Raw genomic sequence first — 18,767 nt, 5'->3', positions numbered from 1 at the left:
ACAGGAGCGCCGCGCGGTGGTCCTGCCCCCGGTGCCCGGGACGGGACCGGGCCGCGGCCGGGAGCACCCGGTGCGGTCACCGGAAAAGCCCGTGGCGGTCACCGGAAAAGCCCGTGGCGGTCACCGGAAGATCCCCGTGCGGATGCCGGAAAGGGCCCGGCCCGGGCGGATGCCGGTGGCACCCCCCGGGCCGGGCGGTTGTTGCAGAACTGTCGAACAACCGGGCCGGTTCACGGCCCCGTCGGGCGGAACGCCGCTCAGGCGTCGACCGTCTGCGGCTCCTCGGCCTCGGCCGGCGGAACCGCCTTGACCGAGTCGAGCAGCAGCTGGGCGACGTCGACGACCTTCAGGTGCTCCTTGGCCGCGCCCTCGTTCTTCTTGCCGTTCACCGAGTCGGAGAGCATGACCAGGCAGAACGGGCAGGCGGTGGAGACGATGTCCGGGTTGAGGGACAGCGCCTCGTCCACGCGCTCGGTGTTGATCCGCTTGCCGATGCGCTCCTCCATCCACATCCGCGCGCCGCCGGCGCCGCAGCAGAAGCCGCGCTCTTTGTGGCGGTGCATCTCCTGCTGGCGCAGACCGGGGACCTTGTCCATGATCTCGCGCGGCGGGCTGTAGACCTTGTTGTGCCGGCCCAGGTAGCAGGGGTCGTGGTACGTGATCAGGCCCTCGACCGGGTTGACCGGCACGAGCTTGCCCTCGTCGATGAGGTGCTGCAGCAGCTGGGTGTGGTGGATGACCTCGAAGTGGCCGCCCAGCTGCGGGTACTCGTTGGCGATGGTGTTGAAGCAGTGCGGGCAGGTCGCCACGATCCGCTTGACCGGGGCGTCCTCCAGCGCGGCGTTCAGGGTCTCGACGTTCTGCGCGCCGAGCATCTGGAAGAGGAACTCGTTGCCCAGGCGGCGGGCGGAGTCACCGGTGCAGGACTCCTCCTTGCCGAGGATCGCGAACTGCACGCCCGCGGTGTGCAGCAGTTCGGCGAAGGCCTTGGTGGTCTTCTTCGCACGGTCCTCCAGGGCGCCGGCGCAGCCCACCCAGTACAGGTACTCGACCTCGGCGGGGTCGATGTCCTCGCCGATCACCGGCACCTCGATGCCGGTCTCCTTCTTGAGCTCCTTGACCCAGTCGAGGCGGGCCTTGGTGGCCATGCCCCAGGGGTTGCCCTTGTTCTCCAGGTTCTTGAGCATGGTGCCGGCCTCGGTGGGGAACGAGGACTCGATCATGACCTGGTAGCGGCGCATGTCGACGATGTGGTCGATGTGCTCGATGTCGACGGGGCACTGCTCGACGCAGGCGCCGCAGGTGGTGCAGGACCACAGCACGTCCGGGTCGATGACCCCGTTCTCCTCGGCGGTGCCGATCAGCGGGCGCTCGGCCTCGGCCAGGGCGGCCGCCGGGACATCGGCCAGCTGCTCGGCGGTGGCCTTCTCCTCGCCCTCCGCGTCCTTGCCGCCGCCGGCCAGGAGGTAGGGGGCCTTGGCGAAGGCGTGCTCGCGCAGGCTCATGATCAGCAGCTTCGGCGAGAGCGGCTTGCCGGTGTTCCAGGCCGGGCACTGCGACTGGCAGCGGCCGCACTCGGTGCAGGTGGAGAAGTCGAGGATGCCCTTCCAGGAGAAGTGCTCGACCTGGGAGACGCCGAAGACGGCGTCGTCGGCCGGGTCCTCGAAGTCGATCGGCGCGCCGCCGCTGGTCATCGGGCGCAGCTCGCCGAGCGCGGTGGAGCCGTCCTCCGCGCGCTTGAAGTAGATGTTGAAGAAGGCCAGGAAGCGGTGCCAGGCGACGCCCATCGAGGGGTTGATGCCGATGGTGATCGCCCAGGCGAAGGAGGTGCAGATCTTCAGCATCGCGAAGATGTAGACCAGGTTCTCCAGGGTCCCGTGGGACAGGCCGCGGAAGGCCGCCACCAGCGGGTAGGAGATCAGGTACTTGGCCTCGTAGGAGCCGACGCCCTCCAGCGCGCCCTCCAGGCCGCGCAGGATCATGATGCACAGGCCGATGCCGAGGATCGTGTACTCGACGTAGAAGGCCTGCCAGGCGATCGAGCCGGCGAAGCGGGACTTGCGGCCCGCCCGGCCGGGCAGGCTCAGCAGGCGGATCACGATCAGGGCGGCGATGCCCAGCGTGGTGAAGGTGCCGACCAGTTCGGTGAAGAGCTCGTACGGCAGCCAGCCGCCGAGCACCGGCAGCACGAACTCGGCGTCGAACAGCTGGAAGAACGCGGTGAGCAGGGTCAGGCCCAGGGTGAAGAAGCCGACCGCGACGAACCAGTGGGCGACGCCGACGATCCCCCAGCGGTTCATCCGGGTGTGGCCGACGAACTCCACCGCCACGGTCCTCGCCCGCTGGGCGGGCTGCCCGAAGCGGGTGGCGTCCGGCTGGCCGGTCCGCACCACCCGGTAGATGTACAGCGCCGCACGAGCGGCGAGCGCGGTGCCGACCACGAACGTGACCAGCGAGATGACGATCGCTGCTAGCTGCATCGGCTCTCCGTCTCCTGCGGCTTGCTTGTTGCGGGTGTGCAGTGTCTCCGGGGCAGTGTACTCGTCGGTAACTTCCTGGGCCGACGGCCCGGACATTACCGTCGGGCACCACTTCTCCTGAAGATGCTCAAGGTATGGCGGCAGTCACGTGAACGCACGCCCGGGGGCACCCCGGCCGTGTCCCGGCGGCCGCCGCAGCCGCCCTCGACCCATCCTCGACCCATCCTTGGCTCACCAAAGTTGAGCGCTCCGGACTCATAGCTGTTGACGCGTCCCGGCCTGTCATGCATCCTTGAGCCTGTAAAGCTCAACTCTTCCGTGGAGGTATTTACGATGGCACGCGCGGTCGGCATCGACCTCGGCACGACGAACTCGGTCGTCAGCGTTCTGGAGGGTGGCGAGCCCACCGTCATCACGAACGCCGAGGGCGCGCGGACCACGCCGTCCGTCGTCGCCTTCGCCAAGAACGGCGAGGTGCTCGTCGGCGAGGTGGCCAAGCGCCAGGCGGTCACCAACGTGGACCGCACCATTCGCTCGGTCAAGCGCCACATGGGCACCAGCTGGAAGATCGGGCTGGACGGCAAGGACTTCAACCCGCAGCAGATCAGCGCCTTCATCCTGCAGAAGCTGAAGCGCGACGCCGAGTCCTACCTGGGCGAGACGGTCACCGACGCCGTCATCACCGTCCCGGCGTACTTCTCCGACTCCGAGCGCCAGGCGACCAAGGAGGCCGGTGAGATCGCGGGCCTCAACGTCCTGCGCATCGTCAACGAGCCGACCGCGGCCGCCCTGGCCTACGGCCTGGACAAGGACGACCAGACCATTCTGGTCTTCGACCTCGGCGGCGGCACCTTCGACGTCTCGCTGCTGGAGATCGGCGACGGGGTCGTCGAGGTGAAGGCCACCAACGGTGACAACCACCTCGGCGGCGACGACTGGGACCAGAAGGTCGTCGACCACCTGGTCAAGGTCTTCCAGGCCGGCCACGGCGTCGACCTGTCCAAGGACAAGATGGCGCTGCAGCGTCTGCGCGAGGCCTCCGAGAAGGCCAAGATCGAGCTGTCCTCGTCCTCCGAGACCTCGATCAACCTGCCCTACATCACGGCCTCCGCCGAGGGCCCGCTGCACCTGGACGAGAAGCTCACCCGGGCCCAGTTCCAGCAGCTCACCTCGGACCTCCTGGAGCGCTGCAAGGTCCCGTTCCACAACGTCATCAAGGACGCGGGCATCGCCCTCTCCGAGATCGACCACGTCGTCCTCGTCGGCGGCTCGACCCGCATGCCGGCCGTCGCCGAGCTCGTCCGCGAGCTGACCGGCGGCCAGGACGCCAACAAGGGCGTCAACCCGGACGAGGTCGTCGCCATCGGCGCCTCGCTCCAGGCCGGTGTCCTCAAGGGCGAGGTCAAGGACGTCCTGCTGCTCGACGTCACCCCGCTGTCCCTCGGCATCGAGACCAAGGGCGGCATCATGACCAAGCTGATCGAGCGCAACACCACGATCCCGACCAAGCGCTCCGAGATCTTCACCACGGCCGAGGACAACCAGCCGTCCGTGCAGATCCAGGTCTACCAGGGCGAGCGCGAGATCGCGGCGTACAACAAGAAGCTCGGCATGTTCGAGCTGACCGGCCTGCCGCCGGCCCCCCGCGGCCTGCCCCAGATCGAGGTCACCTTCGACATCGACGCCAACGGCATCATGCACGTCGGCGCGAAGGACCTCGGCACCGGCAAGGAGCAGAAGATGACCGTCACCGGTGGCTCCGCGCTGCCGAAGGACGACATCGAGCGCATGATGCGCGAGGCCGAGCAGTACGCGGACGAGGACCACAAGCGCCGCGAGGCCGTGGAGACCCGCAACCAGGCCGAGCAGCTCGTGTACTCCACCGAGAAGTTCATCGCCGACAACTCCGACAAGCTCCCGGCCGACGTCAAGACCGAGGTCGAGACCGCCATCGGCGAGCTCAAGGAGGCCCTGAAGGGCGAGGACATCGCGGCGATCCGCGACGCCTCGGAGAAGGTCTCCACCACCGCCCAGAAGCTCGGCCAGGCGCTCTACGCCAACGCCGACGCCGCCGGTGCGGCGGGCGCGGCCGGCGACGCCGGTGACGCCGGTGCCAAGGACGACGACGTCGTCGACGCCGAGATCGTGGACGACGAGAAGCCCAAGGGTGGTGCGGCATGACGGAGAAGCCGCAGGGTGCCGAGCCCGGCGACGACTCCGCCGCCGAGGAGGCCGTGATCAAGGCCGCCGAGGAGGCCGCCTCCGCCGGTGCCGAGGGCGCCGGGGCGGGCACCCCTTCGGGGGACGCCGCGGCCAAGCAGCTGGCCGAACGCACCGCCGATCTCCAGCGCCTCCAGGCCGAGTACCAGAACTACCGCAAGCGGGTCGAGCGCGACCGGCTGACGGTCCGCGAGATCGCCGTCTCCAACATCCTGGAGTCGCTGATCCCGGTCCTGGACGACATCGGCCGGGCCCGCGACCACGGCGAGGTGACGGGCGGCTTCAAGTCCGTCGCCGAGTCGCTGGAGACGGTCGTGGCCAAGCTGGGCCTGCAGCAGTTCGGCAAGGAGGGCGAGCCCTTCGACCCGACCATGCACGAGGCGCTGATGCACAGCTACTCCTCGGAGGTCACCGAGGACACCTGCGTCCAGATCCTCCAGCCCGGCTACCGGATCGGCGAGCGGATCATCCGCCCGGCGATGGTCGCGGTCGCGGAGCCCCAGCCGGGCACCCAGACCGCGCCCGGCCCGGACGCCGACACCGCCAAGGGCGGGGAGAAGAAGGACCAGGCCGACGGTGGCTCGGACAGCTGACCACCGGTGACAGCTGACAACCTTTGCGCTGCGGAGTCGTACGCCGGCCAGTACGGCGGACGGCTCCGCAGCGCGCTGTCGAGGGTCCCCGGCACCACTGACCGGGTTCCGACCGTTGACAGCACTGTGACGATGGACCTCGGGAGGTGGCGTCGGCCATGAGCGGCAAGGACTACGTGGAGAAGGACTACTACAAGGTCCTCGGCGTGCCGAAGGACGCCAGCGCCACAGAGATCAAGAAGACCTACCGCAAGCTGGCGCGCGAGTTCCACCCCGACGCCAACAAGGGCGACGCCAAGGCCGAGGAGCGGTTCAAGGACATCTCCGAGGCCTACGACGTCCTCTCCGACGAGAAGCGCCGCAAGGAGTACGACGAGGCCCGCAGCCTCTTCGCCAACGGCGGCTTCCGGTCCGGCGGCCCCGGTGGCACCGGCAGCTACAGCTTCGACTTCGGCGACCTGTTCAACGGCAACCAGGGCGGCGGCAGCGGCGGGATCGGCGACGTCTTCGGCGGCCTCTTCAACCGGGGCGGCCGGCAGGCCCAGCCGCGGCGCGGCTCCGACGTCGAGACCGAGGTGACGCTCTCCTTCGAGGAGGCCGTCGACGGTGCGACCGTCCCGCTGCGGATGACCAGCCAGGCCCCCTGCCGTCTCTGCAACGGCACCGGCGCCAAGTCCGGCACCACCCCGCGGGTCTGCCCGACCTGCGTCGGTTCCGGCACCGTGAGCCGGGGCCAGGGCGCGTTCGCGCTCTCCGAGCCCTGCCGGGACTGCCGCGGCCGCGGCATGATCGTCGACGACCCGTGCACCGACTGCCACGGCAGCGGCCGGGCCAGCTCCGCCCGCACCATGCAGGTCCGGATCCCGGCCGGCGTTCAGGACGCCCAGCGGATCCGGCTCAAGGGCAAGGGCGCCCAGGGCGAGCGCGGCGGCCAGCCCGGCGACCTCTACGTCTCCGTGCACGTCGACCCGCACCCCGTCTTCGGGCGCAAGGGCGACAACCTGACCGTGACCGTGCCGGTCACCTTCCCCGAGGCCGCCCTCGGCGGCACCATCGAGGTGCCGACCCTGAACGGCCCGTCGGTGAAGCTCAAGCTGCCCCCGGGCAGTGCCAACGGCCTGACCCTGCGGGCCCGCGGCAAGGGCGCCACCCGCAAGGACGGCACCCGCGGCGACCTGCTGGTCACCGTGGAGGTCGTGGTGCCCCAGACCGTCACCGGCGACGCGCTGACCGCACTGGAGCAGTACCGCGAGGCGACCGCCTCCGACGACCCACGAGCCGCTCTGTTCAGAGCGGCGAAGGGAGCGTGACGACCAGATGATCCCCGACGAACCCATCGGACCCGGCCTCGGTGACGGCCTGCCCGGTGGTGGCCTGCCCGGCGGCGGCGCCCGTCGCACCACGCGCCGCAGTGCCCCGCAGCCCCACTACGTGCTCACCGAGGAGACCCCGGTCTACGTGATCTCGGTCGCCGCCGAGCTCTCCGGTCTGCACCCGCAGACCCTCCGCCAGTACGACCGGCTCGGACTGGTCTGCCCCGACCGCACCGCCGGCCGGGGCCGACGCTACTCCGCGCGCGACATCCAGCAGTTGCGCGAGGTCCAGCGGCTCTCCCAGGACGAGGGCATCAACCTGGCCGGCATCAAGCGGATCATCGAGCTGGAGAACCAGGTCACCGCGCTGCGGTCCCGCATCGCCGAACTGGCCGACTCCCTGGAGGGCGCGGCCACCGCGCTCCAGCAGCGCGAGGCCACCATCCACGCCTCCTACCGCCGCGACCTGGTCCCCTACCAGCCGCCCACCCCGCACTCCAGCGCCCTGGTCGTCTGGCGCCCCAAGCGCTGACCTCCCGCGCCGCCGCGCCGTCGCCGCCGGTTTCCCCCTGGCCGGGGGGTGCCGGCGGCGCGGCGTTTGGTGAGAGAGTGCTCGGTGCAGGCAACAGCAGATCGAGAAACACCGATGCCGGCCCTCGAAGGCTCTGTCCAAGATCCCCGTAGAAGTCGGCGCCCCGGCTTCACACAGCCCTATCCGACACCAGGGAGCCGCAGATGAGCGACCCGGCCGATCCCGGACTCACCTCAGGCGGTCTCGGCGTCCTTTCGGATAATGCGCGCAAGCTGTATCTCGACATCCTGCACACCCACGGTCGCCTGATGCCCGAAAACCGCGAGGCCGCCGACGCCGAGTACCTTCAGGAGCTTCTCGACATCGGCCTGGTGGTGCCGGACACGGACGATCCGAACGTCCTCGTCGCCGTGGACCCCCAGCAGCTTTCGTCCGGGCTCATCGCCTCCTGGCAGCGCAGGGCCCTCGACCTGCTCTCCCGGGCCGAGGCGCTGCCGATCGACCTGAAGGACCTGACCGAGGCTTTCCACACGCCGAAGCAGACCGGCGGCAGCATCGAGTACGTGCGCGGAAAAGTGCTGATCAATCAACGGCTGGGCCAGTTGACCACCAGCTGTACCGAGGAGTTCCTGGCCGCGCAGCCGGGCGGTCCCCGCCCCCCGGAGGCCCTCGCCAGCAGTCGGGACCGGGATCTGGCGCTCCTCCAGCGAGGCGCCTCGTTCCGGACGATCTACCACCCGAGCACCCGCTACCACCCGGCCACCAGGGACTACGTCCTGGCGATCACGGACGGGGGCGGGGAGGTCCGCACGCTGGACGAGCCCTATACGCGACTCATCGTCGTCGACCGGCGTACCGCCATCATTCCTGTCGCCGACGACCTGAATGTGGCCGCGTTCATTCACGACAGGGCGATCATCAGCTATCTGGTCTCCGACATCTTCGAGCGCAACTGGAACCGCGCACTCGAATTCGACGGCGCCCGAGCGGTACCTCAGGAAGTCATCTCACGCCTGCGGCAGACGATCATCGATCTGCTGCTGAAGGGCACCAGCCACCGCGTCATAGCCAGGAGTCTCGGCATCAGCGAACGCACCCTCGCACGCCACATAGCGGACATGCGGGAGGACTACAAGGTCGATTCACTGTTCCAGCTCGGATACGTGCTGGCCCGGACCCCTCAGCACGGTCACCCCGAGAGCCGGCCGGACGGGCTGGACCAGGTCACCGACTGACCCGGCGAGCCCTCCGACGGACCGGCTCAGGTCCAGTTGCTGTCGCTGTCCGTCAATGCCAGCGTCCGCAGCTCCGAGGACGCGGGGCTGTGCGAAGCGGGCTGGTGGCCGGAAGCTGCCGAGACAATCTGGCTGCTCGCGGTCAATACTGCTACAACGGCAGCGATCGAAGCCGCCACAATGCGAACGTGCCGGCGCAGGCGAAGCATGCGATCACGCCTTCCTGAGTAGTCGCAAGGTATCGAGCAATGGGAACAGCTGAGCAATCGACCACATAATGCCCCAGCTCGAACGCGCGCGCCACATGCCCCCTCTGCAGAAGTGCGTCATCTCCATGCCAGGCAGTCAGATGCCACCTCGAAGCAGTGGACTCGGCCGCCCCGCACGATGGACGATCAGTTCGCTCCCGATGGTCCCGGCAAGCTCACCACACTTGCCGATGTACCTTCAATTCACCATTCGGCCCCGCCCCTCGAGCGGAGACCGCAGCCACGCCGATCGGAACCCCTGACCCAACCCTGCCGGACCTGGTGAACCCGATCAGCCACTCCCCGGAGTCGACATGACTGAGCCCTACCTGCGTCACCATGACAGCCAGGCCCACGAGGGTCGGCGTGCACGAGTCTTCCTGGCCGCGCCGCTGATGCGGTTGACCGGGCCGGCGGACAGCGTGGTGACTCTCGCCAGCCGGACGCGGCTGACGACCCTTCGCACCACCCTTCTCCGCAGTGGTGCCGCCGTCTACAGCGCCCACCACAGTGACGCCTGGACCGTCGCCGGGCGCGCTCCCGAGCCGCGGGTGCCGTCGGACTTCCGCGCGCTGCAGTCCGCGGACCTGGTCTTCGCCTACGTGGGTGCGCCGCTCTCCGCCGGCGTCAGCCTGGAGCTGGGCTGGGCGTCCGCCCTGCGCAAGCCGATCGTCCTGCTGGTGGACGAGGCCATCACCCACAACCCGCTGATCGCCACCATCGAGCAGGTCGCCCCCGTCCTGCCGCTGGTCTTCGACGACACCTGGTCCCAGGAGGCGCTCCACCACACCGTGGAGACCGCCCTCGACTGGGCCGGCATGGCGCTCTCCCTGCGCGAGGGCTTCTGGACCGCCCCCGGCGAGCAGTTCACCGTCCCCCGGCAGCAGCCCCCGGCCGTCGGCCCGACCGGCTACTGGCCCACCGGCGCGGCCGCCGGCTGATCGCGGTTCGGGCACCGGGCCCCCGCCCGGGCTCCCCGCGTCCGCCGGCCGAGCCGGAACAGCCTCTCCACGTCGTGGAGTTCCCGCGGCCGGGGCGGTGCGAGCGGTGACGGTCCGTTCGCGCCGCCCCGGCCGCGGGGCGACCGGGGCGGCGGCGGGGTCAGCCGTCGTCACGGCCGCCCCGCATCAGCCAGCCGAGCTGGAAGAGCGTCTGGGCGCCGTAGCGGTCGCGCAGGCGGGAGATGTGGGCGGCGACGGTGCGTTCGCTCAGGCCCAGCCTGGTCGCGACGGCGCGTTGGGTGAGACCTCGGGCGAGGAGGCGGCCGACGCGTTCGGGCGCGCTGTGGGCGGCGCCCCGACCGGGCGCGGTGGAGCGGCCGATGGCGTCGGCGCGGCACCAGTCGCGTTCGAAGGCGTTGACGATGAAGGCGATCCCGGCCGGGTCGGTGATGAACGCGGCGGTGCTGTGGTCGTCCGAGGCGGAGATCACGGCGACCGAGCGGTCGAAGATCATCAGCCGCTGGATGGGCTCGTCCAGGATCCGGATCAGCGAGCCGCGCCGGGTGACCTCCTCGGCGTAGGCGAGGGCGGGCGGTTCGGACATCGCGACCGGCTGGTAGATGGTGCGCAGCGAGCAGCCGCGCCGGAGCAGTTGGACGTCCTGCTGGATCGCGATCTTGAGCGCGTCGGCCGGGCGGGGTCCCGGCTGGGCGGTGAGGACCTCGGTGCGGCAGTCGGAGACCAGCTGCGAGATCCGGTGCCGGATGTGGATGTGGCCCTCGATGTAGACGGCGCCGCCGGAGCGCTCGGGCGGGCGGGGCATCGCGTCGTAGGCGCGGGTGAGGGCGTCCAGGGTGCCGGGGAGGTTCTCGGCGCGGACCAGGAGCCGGGTGGCCTCGCTGCGGAGTTCGGCGCCGAGGCGGTCGCTGACCGAGCGGGGGCTCACGGCGGTGTAGCAGGCGTCCATCGGGTTGGGCATCAGCAGGCCGATGGAGACCAGCCGGCGGACGGCGTCCCGGTCGGCCTCGGGGACGTCGGCGACGCGGATGCGGCCGCCGTCGGCGAGGATCGCCAGATAGAGGCCGCGGGCGCTCTCGTCGGGTTCGCCGGCGGTTGCTCCGGTGCCGGCCGTTCCCTCGCCGTCGGGGGTGCCGCCCGGGGCGTCCTTCGGATCCGCCGTCGCTCCGAACGTCACGTCGAACGCTCCCTGCCGGGTTCTCTCGGGGGTGTGGTGCTCCTCGCGCGCCGCGCGGTGGCCGGCGGCCTCACGGTACTGGGGACCGACGGGCCCCCGGACTCCGGGTGCCGTCGCACACGGGTCCGGGGAGCCGTCGGTCCACGCCGCGGTCACAGTGCTTCCGGCGAGGCGGAGCAGCAACGCCTCGCCGGCTCCGGTCCCGGGGGCCATCACCACACATGGCGTCCCGGCCGGCGCTCTTCCCCCCGATATGCAGGCACGTACGGACGTGCCGGTCGCATCCAGCTTTGAAGAGCAAGTCACCGTCGTCGGGCTGCGGTTGCCCGGTCGACCTGGCGTGACTCCACCCTCACAGCGTGACGGCCGGTGAACAAGTGCCGCCCTGCTGCATGTTCTCGCAATTGCAGAAACCTGCAGCGCCGGACCGGCACCGACTGCAACGGGCCGCTGCCGGTTCCTGCGAAGTCCCAGGTCAGCGGGGTGCGGTGGAAGTTCTCCGACCGTCCGTCCGGTCGGTGGCGGACGCGCGGAGTCCGGAAAACCGGACGCGGGAGGCCGTCGGAGCCGGTCCTGCGGCGCGGTCGGAGCCGGTTCCTGCGGACCTCAGCGGGCCAGCAGCCGTCCGTCGGCCAGCGCGCGGGCCGTGCCGCCGGCCGCGAGCGCCCAACCCGCCAGCAGCAGCGCGAACAGGCCGACGGCGAGTCCGGTGAACCCGGCGAAGCCGGTGTGCCGGGCCAGCGCGGCGGCTCCGGTGACGCAGGTGCCGATCGGGAAGGTGAACGCCCACCAGGTCATCCCGAAGCCCATCCCGGCCCGCCGGGCGCGCAGGTTGGCGGCGAGGGCGAGCAGCAGCCACAGCATCGCGACGCCGAGCACGGCCACGCCGTACAGCTCGGCCAGCGGCACCGCGACCGGGGCGAGCCCGGGGAGGACCGGTCCGGCGGCGTCGGCGAGCTGGTGCACGGCGGTGGTGGACTGGCCGAGCGGGCCGAGCACCAGGAACAGGGTCGGGGTGAGCGCCAGGGCGGACAGCTTGCTGTGCACCAGGCCGGTGAGCACCACCGGCAGCAGGGCCAGGGTGGCCAGCAGGCCGATCCCGAACAGCGTCGCGCAGCCGTACAGCAGGGCCTCCCGGGCGCCGCCGGCGGGCAGGTGCGGGACGAGCGCCGGGCCGGCGGCGGAGGCGACCAGCGGGGCGACCACGGGCAGCAGCCAGGTCGGGTTGGCCCCGAGCGGGGAGACCTTGTGCCGGGTGATCATCAGATAGGGGATGCCGACCGCGACGGCCAGCGCGTACAGCGTGCCCGCCGTCCACAGCACCAGGTCGATCGCGACGGCCGGGCCGGTGCCGAGCACCCGGGAGCCGACGGTCAGGGTGCCGAGGCCGACCGAGAGCAGCGCCATCGGCGGACAGCCGTAGAAGACGGCGGTGGCCGGGTTCTCCAGCAGGTGCTCCCTGGCGGCCTCGCGGTGCCGGGTCAGGTGGACCGCGCGGGCGGTGCCGAGCAGCAGCAGGGCGGCCAGTCCGAGCGCCCACACCACCTCGGCGAACCCCAGCAGGCCGGGCCACCGGACCGGGAGGGCCGCCGCGCCGTTCGCCACGATCGCGGTCCCCATGACCACCGCGTACCAGTTCGGGGTGAGCTGGGAGAGGTCGAGGCGGCGGGCCCGGTCGACGAGGCGGGCCCGGACGGACAGGGGGGGAGCGGCGCTGAGCAGGGTGACCATGGCATCAACCGTCCCCCGGGAGGTCGGCCGCCGGTAGCGCCGCCCGCTCTATGAGGGCATAGCCTGAATCTATGCCCCTCTCCCCGCGCGTCCCCGAAATCGGTGCCCTGGAGCTGCTGCTCGCGGTGGCCCGGCTCGGCAGTGTCGGCCGGGCCGCCGCCGAGATCGGGGTGAGCCAGCCGACCGCCAGCGCCAGGATCAAGGGGATGGAGCGGCAGATCGGCGTCCCGCTGCTGGAGCGCTCCCCGCGCGGCTCCCGGCCCACCGAGGCGGGCCGGCTGGTGGTCGAGTGGGCCCGGCAGGTGGTGGAGGCGGCGCAGGCGCTGGACGCCGGGATCGACGCGCTGCGCGAACGCCGGGACGCCCGGCTGACCGTGGTGGCCAGCCTGACCGTCGCCGAGTACCTGATGCCGGGCTGGCTGCTGGCGCTGCACGCGACCAATCCGGGGACGGCCGTGACGCTGCGCACCGCCAACTCGGCGGACGTGGCCGGGCACGTGCTGGCCAGGGACGCCGACCTGGGGTTCGTCGAGGGGCCGCTGCCGCCGGCCGGTCTGGCGGGCGCGGTGGTGGCGGCGGACCGGCTGGTGGTCGTGGTGGCGCCGGACCATCCGTGGGCGCGGCGGCGCTCGCCGCTGTCCGGGGCGGAGCTCTCGGCGACCCCGCTGGTGCTGCGCGAGCCGGGCTCGGGGACCAGGGAGGTGCTGGAGATGGCGCTGGCCCCGTACGGCGGCGCCGCACCGCCCCGGCTGGAGCTGGCCTCGTCGACGGCGCTGAAGGCGGCGGCGATGACCGGCGCCGGGCCGGTCTGCCTGAGCGAGCTGGCGGTGGTGGAGGAACTGGCGACCCGGCGGCTGGTGGCGGTGCGGCTGGCGGAGGAACTGGACCTGCGGCGGCCGCTGCGGGCGGTCTGGCCGTCCGGGCAGCGGCCGACCGGGCCGGCCCGGGACCTGCTGGCGCTGACCCGGCGGACGGCGGGGACGCACCAGGCGAGGATGGCCCAGGCGCGGACCCTCCCGCCGCGGTCGGCGGCCCGGCCGCAGACCGGGACGGGCGCGGCCCCCGGCGCGACCGGGACGGCCGCGCGGAGCGAGCGGCCCGTTCTGCGGGCCCGCCCCGACCGTTCACGCAAAAGTTGAGCGGAATAGACTCAACTTAGTGCATGCTGTAGAGAGCAGACATCAGCTCGACGAGGGAGGACCCCCCAGCAGTGGACGCCAGCAAGTTCACCACCAAGACGCAGGACGCCCTGTCCGCCGCGATCCGGCAGGCCGGCGCGGCCGGCAACCCGGACGTCAAACCGGTGCACATCCTGATCGCCCTGCTGGAACAGCCCGAGGGCATCGCCAAACCGCTGCTGGAGGCGGTCGGCGCGGACGTGTCCGCGATCGACGCCGAGGCCCGCCGGCAGCTGGCCGGACTGCCCAGCGCCTCCGGCTCCACCGTCGCCGCGCCGCAGCTGGCCCGCGACACGATGGCCGTGCTGACCGAGGCCGGCAAGCGCGCCGACGACCTCGACGACCAGTACGTCTCCACCGAGCACCTGCTGGTCGGCCTGGCCGCCGAGGGCGGGGCGGTGGCCGAGCCGCTGGTGCGGCAGGGCGCCACCGCCAAGGCGCTGCTGGCCGCGTTCAAGGACGTCCGCGGCAGCGCCCGGGTCACCTCACCGGACCCCGAGGGCACCTACAAGGCCCTGGAGAAGTACGGCACCGACCTCACCCAGGCCGCCCGGGACGGCAAGCTCGACCCGGTGATCGGCCGGGACCAGGAGATCCGCCGGGTGGTGCAGGTGCTCTCCCGCCGGACCAAGAACAACCCGGTGCTGATCGGCGAGCCCGGCGTCGGCAAGACGGCCGTGGTCGAGGGCCTGGCCCAGCGCATCGTGGCCGGCGACGTGCCGGAGTCGCTGCGCGGCAAGCGGCTGGTCTCCCTGGACCTCGGCGCGATGGTGGCCGGGGCCAAGTACCGCGGCGAGTTCGAGGAGCGGCTGAAGGCCGTCCTCAACGACATCAAGCAGAGCAACGGCCAGGTCGTCACCTTCATCGACGAGCTGCACACCATGGTCGGCGCGGGCGCCGGCGGCGACTCCGCGATGGACGCCGGCAACATGCTCAAGCCGATGCTGGCCCGCGGCGAGCTGCGGATGGTCGGCGCCACCACCCTGGACGAGTACCGCGAGCGGATCGAGAAGGACCCGGCCCTGGAGCGCCGCTTCCAGCAGGTGCTGGTCGGCGAGCCGAACGTCGAGGACTCGATCGCCATCCTGCGCGGCCTCAAGGGCCGCTACGAGGCGCACCACAAGGTGCAGATCGCGGACGCCGCACTGGTCGCCGCGGCCACCCTCTCGCACCGGTACATCACCTCCCGCTTCCTGCCGGACAAGGCGATCGACCTGGTCGACGAGGCGGCCTCCCGGCTGCGGATGGAGATCGACTCCTCGCCGGTCGAGATCGACGAACTCCAGCGCTCCGTCGACCGCCTGCGGATGGAGGAGCTGGCCCTGGAGAAGGAGTCGGACCCGGCCTCGGTCGACCGGCTGGCCAAGCTCCGCCGCGATCTCGCCGACAAGAACGAGCAGTTGAGCGTGCTCACGGCCCGGTGGGAGCAGGAGAAGAAGAGCCTGAACCGGGTCGGCGAGCTCAAGGAGCGGCTGGAGGACCTGCACGGCGCGCTCGAACGCGCCCAGCGGGACGGCGACTTCGAGCGCGCGTCGAAGCTGATGTACGCCGAGATCCCGGCCGCCGAGAAGGAGCTCGCCGACGCCCAGGAGCGCGCCGCCGGCGAGGACACCTCCGACTCGATGGTCAAGGAGGAGGTCGGCCCGGACGACGTGGCCGATGTGGTGGCGTCCTGGACCGGCATCCCGGCCGGCCGGATGATGGAGGGTGAGAGCTCCAAACTCCTGCGCATGGAGGAGGAGTTGGGCCGACGCCTGATCGGCCAGCCGGAGGCCGTGCAGGCCGTGTCGGACGCCGTGCGGCGCACCCGCTCCGGCATCGCCGACCCGGACCGCCCGACCGGCTCCTTCCTCTTCCTCGGCCCCACCGGCGTCGGCAAGACCGAACTCGCCAAGGCCCTGGCCGACTTCCTCTTCGACGACCAGCGGGCGATGGTCCGCATCGACATGAGCGAGTACGGCGAGAAGCACTCCGTCTCCCGCCTGGTCGGCGCCCCGCCCGGGTACATCGGCTACGAGGAGGGCGGCCAGCTCACCGAGGCGGTCCGCCGCCGCCCGTACAGCGTGGTGCTGCTGGACGAGGTGGAGAAGGCCCACCCCGAGGTCTTCGACGTGCTGCTCCAGGTGCTCGACGACGGCCGGCTCACCGACGGCCAGGGCCGCACGGTGGACTTCCGCAACGCGATCCTGATCCTCACCTCCAACCTGGGCAGCCAGTTCCTGGTGGACCCGACCACCCCGGACGAGCGGAAGAAGGACCTCGTCCTGGAGTCGGTGCGGTCCGCCTTCAAGCCGGAGTTCCTCAACCGGCTGGACGACATCGTGGTCTTCGACCCGCTCGGCACCGCCGAGCTGACCCGGATCGTCGACCTCCAGGTGGCCCGGCTCGCCGACCGGCTGCGCGACCGCCGGCTCGACCTGGAGGTCTCCGCCGCCGCCCGGGACTGGCTGGCGCTCACCGGCTACGACCCGGCGTACGGCGCCCGGCCGCTGCGCCGGCTGGTGCAGTCCGCGATCGGCGACCAGCTGGCCCGGGCGATCCTGGCGGGCCAGGTGCACGACGGCGACACCGTGCTGGTCGAGCGGGACGAGACCGGCGACGGCCTCACCGTCCGTGCCCGCGGACCACTGGAGAAATGACCCTCCGGGACCGGTCGACCGGGCCCGCCGCGCCCCCGGATCACCCGGGGGCGCACCGTGATCCGGCCATGCCATCCCCTCTTGCGGGCACCCCTGTGAGGTGGGGCCCGGATGAGGCAGGATGGACTCGGAAGGGCGGCCTCTCATTGCCGACCACCATGTGCACTGAGGAAGAGGACCCCATGAGCATCGACCCGTCGTCCATCCCGTCCTTCGGCGCGCCGCAGGGCGGTCAGCCCGGCGGTCAGGGCGGCCGACCGGCCGGCCCGCCGCCGATCATCGTCCCGGACCAGGCCCTGGTCGGCCAGCTGCTCGACCAGATGCAGCTCAAGCACGTGGTCGACGAGGAGGGTGACCTCACCGCTCCCTGGGAGGGCTTCCGCGTCTACTACATGTTCCGCGGCGAGCAGAAGGAGCTCTTCGCGGTCCGGGCGTTCTACGACCGCGCGTACCCGCTGGAGAAGAAGGGCGAGATCCTCGACCTGATCGACGAGTGGAACCGGGAGACCCTGTGGCCCAAGGTCTACACCCACACCCACGAGGACGGCGTGGTCCGGCTGATCGGTGAGGCCCAGATGATCGTCGGCACCGGCGTCAACCTGGACTACTTCGTCACCACCACCGCCAACTGGACCCAGGCCGCGGTCGGCTTCGAGCAGTGGATCGTCGAGCGGCTGGGCCTCCAGGACGAGATCGAGGGCGAGGGCGGCGAGGACAAGCCGTCCGCCGACGGTTCCGAGGAGAACTGAGCCCGCGGGGAACCCCCGTGCACGGCCCGCCACCGGCACCCGGTGGCGGGCCTTCCTTGTCCCCGGGACCCTTCCGGCCGCAGGATGGGCCCCGACCGGGCCCCGGAACGGGCCCGACCACCGCCGACACCGAGGTACGAGGAGCCGTGATGGGTGCGAGGCCGCTGCTGAACCGTCGTCTGGACGGGCTCGGTACGACGATCTTCGCGGAGATGTCCGCACTGGCCACCGCCACCGGCTCGATCAACCTCGGCCAGGGGTTCCCCGACACCGACGGTCCCGAGGAGGTCCGCGAGGCCGCCGTCCGGGCGCTGCGCGACGGGCGCGGCAACCAGTACCCGCCCGGCCCGGGCGTCCCCGAGCTGCGGACCGCGATCTCGGCGCACCAGCGGCGCCGCTACGGCCTCGACTACGACCCGGACACCGAGGTGCTGGTCACCGCCGGCGCCACCGAGGCCATCGCCGCCGCCCTGCTCGCCCTGCTGGAGCCCGGCGACGAGGTCATCGCCCTCGAACCGTTCTACGACTCCTACAGCGCCTGCATCGCGATGGCCGGCGCGGTCCGGGTCCCGCTCACCCTGCGTGCCCCCGACTTCCGCCCCGACCTGGACCGGCTGCGCTCCCTGGTCACCCCCCGCACCCGGCTGCTGCTGCTCAACTCGCCGCACAACCCGACCGGTCTCGTCCTCTCCCCCGAGGAGCTCGCCGCCGTCGCCGAACTCGCCGTCGAGCGCGACCTCCTGGTGGTCACCGACGAGGTCTACGAGCACCTGGTGTTCGAGGGCGCCCACCACCCGATCGCCGCCCTGCCCGGCATGCGCGAGCGCACCGTCTCGATCTCCTCGGCCGGCAAGACCTTCTCCTTCACCGGCTGGAAGGTCGGCTGGGTGACCGGCACACCCGAGCTGGTCGCCGCCGTCCGCACCGCCAAGCAGTACCTCACCTATGTCAGCGCCGGCCCGTTCCAGTACGCCGTCGCCGAGGCCCTCGCCCTGCCCGACAGCTACTTCGACGGCTTCCGCGCGGATCTGCTGCACAAGCGCGACCTGCTCTCGGACGGCCTCGCCGCGGCCGGGTTCCGGGTCTTCCGCCCCGGGGGCACCTACTTCGTCACCACCGACATCACCCCGCTGGGCGAGCAGGACGGCATCGAGTTCTGCCGCGGCCTGCCCGAGCGCTGCGGGGTCGTGGCCATCCCCAACGCCGTCTTCTACGACGACGTCGCCGCGGGCCGCCCGCTGGTGCGCTTCACGTTCTGCAAGCGGGTGGACGTGCTGGAGGAGGCGGTCGACCGACTGACCCGGCTCCGTCCCGTCGACCGGACCTCTCGCACGTCCTGACGATTCGTCAATTCTCCCGGCGGGCGGCGGATTTGCTGCCTGTCGGGCAATCCGTCGTGCCTGCGCGGCAGGGTTTCGCCGAAGGCTGCTGCCGTGCGCCCGGCGCGTCCGGGGCGAGGGCGTACGCGTGGTGCGAACAGCGTGCGAGCCGCGCACACGGCGTGCGGGCCGGGGCGAAAGGCGCGCGCGGTGCACAGTCGCACACCGGGTCGATCAGAGCAGCGAAGCCGATGTGCTCGAAACGGTGAATGCTTGACAAAGTTGGGTAAATCACCGACGGACCCGGCGTATTCGTGCTTCTCTGCTGCTGAATCTCCAGCCGGAATCCTTCCTTCCACGGTCGGCCGCGCCCTGGACCGCACAGCCACGAACA

At 71.4% G+C, this 18,767-nt stretch carries 13 protein-coding genes; 10 read left to right on the top strand and 3 right to left on the bottom strand.

All coding sequences use genetic code 11. From position 1 onward, the window contains the following. Positions 1 to 257 precede the first annotated feature (257 nt). A complete protein-coding gene (locus OG715_RS22740; RefSeq protein ID WP_266270693.1) occupies positions 258 to 2,480 on the bottom strand; it encodes a (Fe-S)-binding protein in 2,223 nt (740 codons plus the stop codon). 333 nt (positions 2,481 to 2,813) lie between these two features. Between OG715_RS22740 and dnaK the strand changes: the two genes are divergently transcribed. The 6 genes from dnaK to OG715_RS22710 all read left to right on the top strand — a co-directional run bounded on the left by dnaK (position 2,814) and on the right by OG715_RS22710 (position 9,562). Beyond that, positions 2,814 to 4,661: a molecular chaperone DnaK gene (gene dnaK, locus OG715_RS22735; protein WP_266270692.1), complete on the top strand. Its 1,848-nt coding sequence runs from the start codon at positions 2,814 to 2,816 to the stop codon at positions 4,659 to 4,661. Beyond that, a complete protein-coding gene (gene grpE, locus OG715_RS22730) occupies positions 4,658 to 5,293 on the top strand; it encodes a nucleotide exchange factor GrpE (RefSeq protein ID WP_266270691.1) in 636 nt (211 codons plus the stop codon). Before dnaK ends, grpE begins: the two co-directional genes overlap by 4 nt. Before the next feature lie 158 nt (positions 5,294 to 5,451). After that, complete coding sequence (gene dnaJ / locus OG715_RS22725) at positions 5,452 to 6,603, top strand: molecular chaperone DnaJ (RefSeq protein WP_266270690.1); 1,152 nt, start codon at positions 5,452 to 5,454, stop codon at positions 6,601 to 6,603. Positions 6,604 to 6,610: 7 nt separating this feature from the next. Continuing rightward, positions 6,611 to 7,138: a heat shock protein transcriptional repressor HspR gene (locus OG715_RS22720; RefSeq protein WP_323182151.1), complete on the top strand. Its 528-nt coding sequence runs from the start codon at positions 6,611 to 6,613 to the stop codon at positions 7,136 to 7,138. Positions 7,139 to 7,341: 203 nt separating this feature from the next. After that, the gene (locus tag OG715_RS22715) at positions 7,342 to 8,373 is read left to right on the top strand and encodes a TrmB family transcriptional regulator (RefSeq protein ID WP_266270688.1); all 1,032 of its coding nucleotides are present in this window, start codon (positions 7,342 to 7,344) and stop codon (positions 8,371 to 8,373) included. Between the two features lie 562 nt (positions 8,374 to 8,935). Continuing rightward, entirely contained in the window at positions 8,936 to 9,562 is a 627-nt protein-coding gene (locus tag OG715_RS22710; protein WP_266270687.1) for a TIR domain-containing protein, read from the top strand. Between the two features lie 160 nt (positions 9,563 to 9,722). Here the strand turns inward: OG715_RS22710 and OG715_RS22705 are convergent, their stop codons facing one another. Beyond that, complete coding sequence (locus OG715_RS22705) at positions 9,723 to 10,757, bottom strand: LuxR C-terminal-related transcriptional regulator (RefSeq protein WP_266270686.1); 1,035 nt, start codon at positions 10,755 to 10,757, stop codon at positions 9,723 to 9,725. Positions 10,758 to 11,363: 606 nt separating this feature from the next. Then, the gene (locus OG715_RS22700) at positions 11,364 to 12,488 is read right to left on the bottom strand and encodes a TDT family transporter (RefSeq protein ID WP_266270685.1); all 1,125 of its coding nucleotides are present in this window, start codon (positions 12,486 to 12,488) and stop codon (positions 11,364 to 11,366) included. A 71-nt stretch (positions 12,489 to 12,559) separates the two neighbouring features. On the opposite strand from OG715_RS22700, the gene OG715_RS22695 reads away from it, so the two are divergent. The 4 genes from OG715_RS22695 to OG715_RS22680 all read left to right on the top strand — a co-directional run bounded on the left by OG715_RS22695 (position 12,560) and on the right by OG715_RS22680 (position 18,394). Continuing rightward, a complete protein-coding gene (locus tag OG715_RS22695; protein WP_323182150.1) occupies positions 12,560 to 13,627 on the top strand; it encodes a LysR family transcriptional regulator in 1,068 nt (355 codons plus the stop codon). Positions 13,628 to 13,698: 71 nt separating this feature from the next. Beyond that, positions 13,699 to 16,305 carry an ATP-dependent chaperone ClpB gene (clpB, locus tag OG715_RS22690; RefSeq protein WP_266270684.1) on the top strand — a complete coding sequence of 869 codons (2,607 nt, stop codon included), beginning with the start codon at positions 13,699 to 13,701 and terminating at the stop codon, positions 16,303 to 16,305. A gap of 182 nt (positions 16,306 to 16,487) precedes the next feature. Continuing rightward, positions 16,488 to 17,054: a type III secretion system chaperone family protein gene (locus OG715_RS22685; RefSeq protein ID WP_266270682.1), complete on the top strand. Its 567-nt coding sequence runs from the start codon at positions 16,488 to 16,490 to the stop codon at positions 17,052 to 17,054. Positions 17,055 to 17,203: 149 nt separating this feature from the next. Continuing rightward, complete coding sequence (locus OG715_RS22680; RefSeq protein ID WP_266270681.1) at positions 17,204 to 18,394, top strand: pyridoxal phosphate-dependent aminotransferase; 1,191 nt, start codon at positions 17,204 to 17,206, stop codon at positions 18,392 to 18,394. Positions 18,395 to 18,767 lie beyond the last annotated feature (373 nt).

The sequence above is a fragment of the Kitasatospora purpeofusca genome (assembly GCF_036010405.1).
In the GTDB taxonomy this organism is placed as follows: Bacteria; Actinomycetota; Actinomycetes; order Streptomycetales; family Streptomycetaceae; genus Kitasatospora; species Kitasatospora purpeofusca.
The sequence above is the reverse complement of the archived record's forward strand: the minus strand, read 5'-3'. Positions and strand labels throughout refer to the sequence as shown.

What these genes read in the sequence shown, in the direction of transcription:
- OG715_RS22740 (WP_266270693.1), bottom strand. Translation starts at nt 2,480, where the DNA reads ATGCAGCTAGCAGCGATCGTCATCTCGCTGGTCACGTTCGTGGTCGGC.
- dnaK (WP_266270692.1), top strand. Translation starts at nt 2,814, where the DNA reads ATGGCACGCGCGGTCGGCATCGACCTCGGCACGACGAACTCGGTCGTC.
- grpE (WP_266270691.1), top strand. Translation starts at nt 4,658, where the DNA reads ATGACGGAGAAGCCGCAGGGTGCCGAGCCCGGCGACGACTCCGCCGCC.
- dnaJ (WP_266270690.1), top strand. Translation starts at nt 5,452, where the DNA reads ATGAGCGGCAAGGACTACGTGGAGAAGGACTACTACAAGGTCCTCGGC.
- OG715_RS22720 (WP_323182151.1), top strand. Translation starts at nt 6,611, where the DNA reads ATGATCCCCGACGAACCCATCGGACCCGGCCTCGGTGACGGCCTGCCC.
- OG715_RS22715 (WP_266270688.1), top strand. Translation starts at nt 7,342, where the DNA reads ATGAGCGACCCGGCCGATCCCGGACTCACCTCAGGCGGTCTCGGCGTC.
- OG715_RS22710 (WP_266270687.1), top strand. Translation starts at nt 8,936, where the DNA reads ATGACTGAGCCCTACCTGCGTCACCATGACAGCCAGGCCCACGAGGGT.
- OG715_RS22700 (WP_266270685.1), bottom strand. Translation starts at nt 12,488, where the DNA reads ATGGTCACCCTGCTCAGCGCCGCTCCCCCCCTGTCCGTCCGGGCCCGC.
- OG715_RS22695 (WP_323182150.1), top strand. Translation starts at nt 12,560, where the DNA reads ATGCCCCTCTCCCCGCGCGTCCCCGAAATCGGTGCCCTGGAGCTGCTG.
- OG715_RS22685 (WP_266270682.1), top strand. Translation starts at nt 16,488, where the DNA reads ATGAGCATCGACCCGTCGTCCATCCCGTCCTTCGGCGCGCCGCAGGGC.
- OG715_RS22680 (WP_266270681.1), top strand. Translation starts at nt 17,204, where the DNA reads ATGGGTGCGAGGCCGCTGCTGAACCGTCGTCTGGACGGGCTCGGTACG.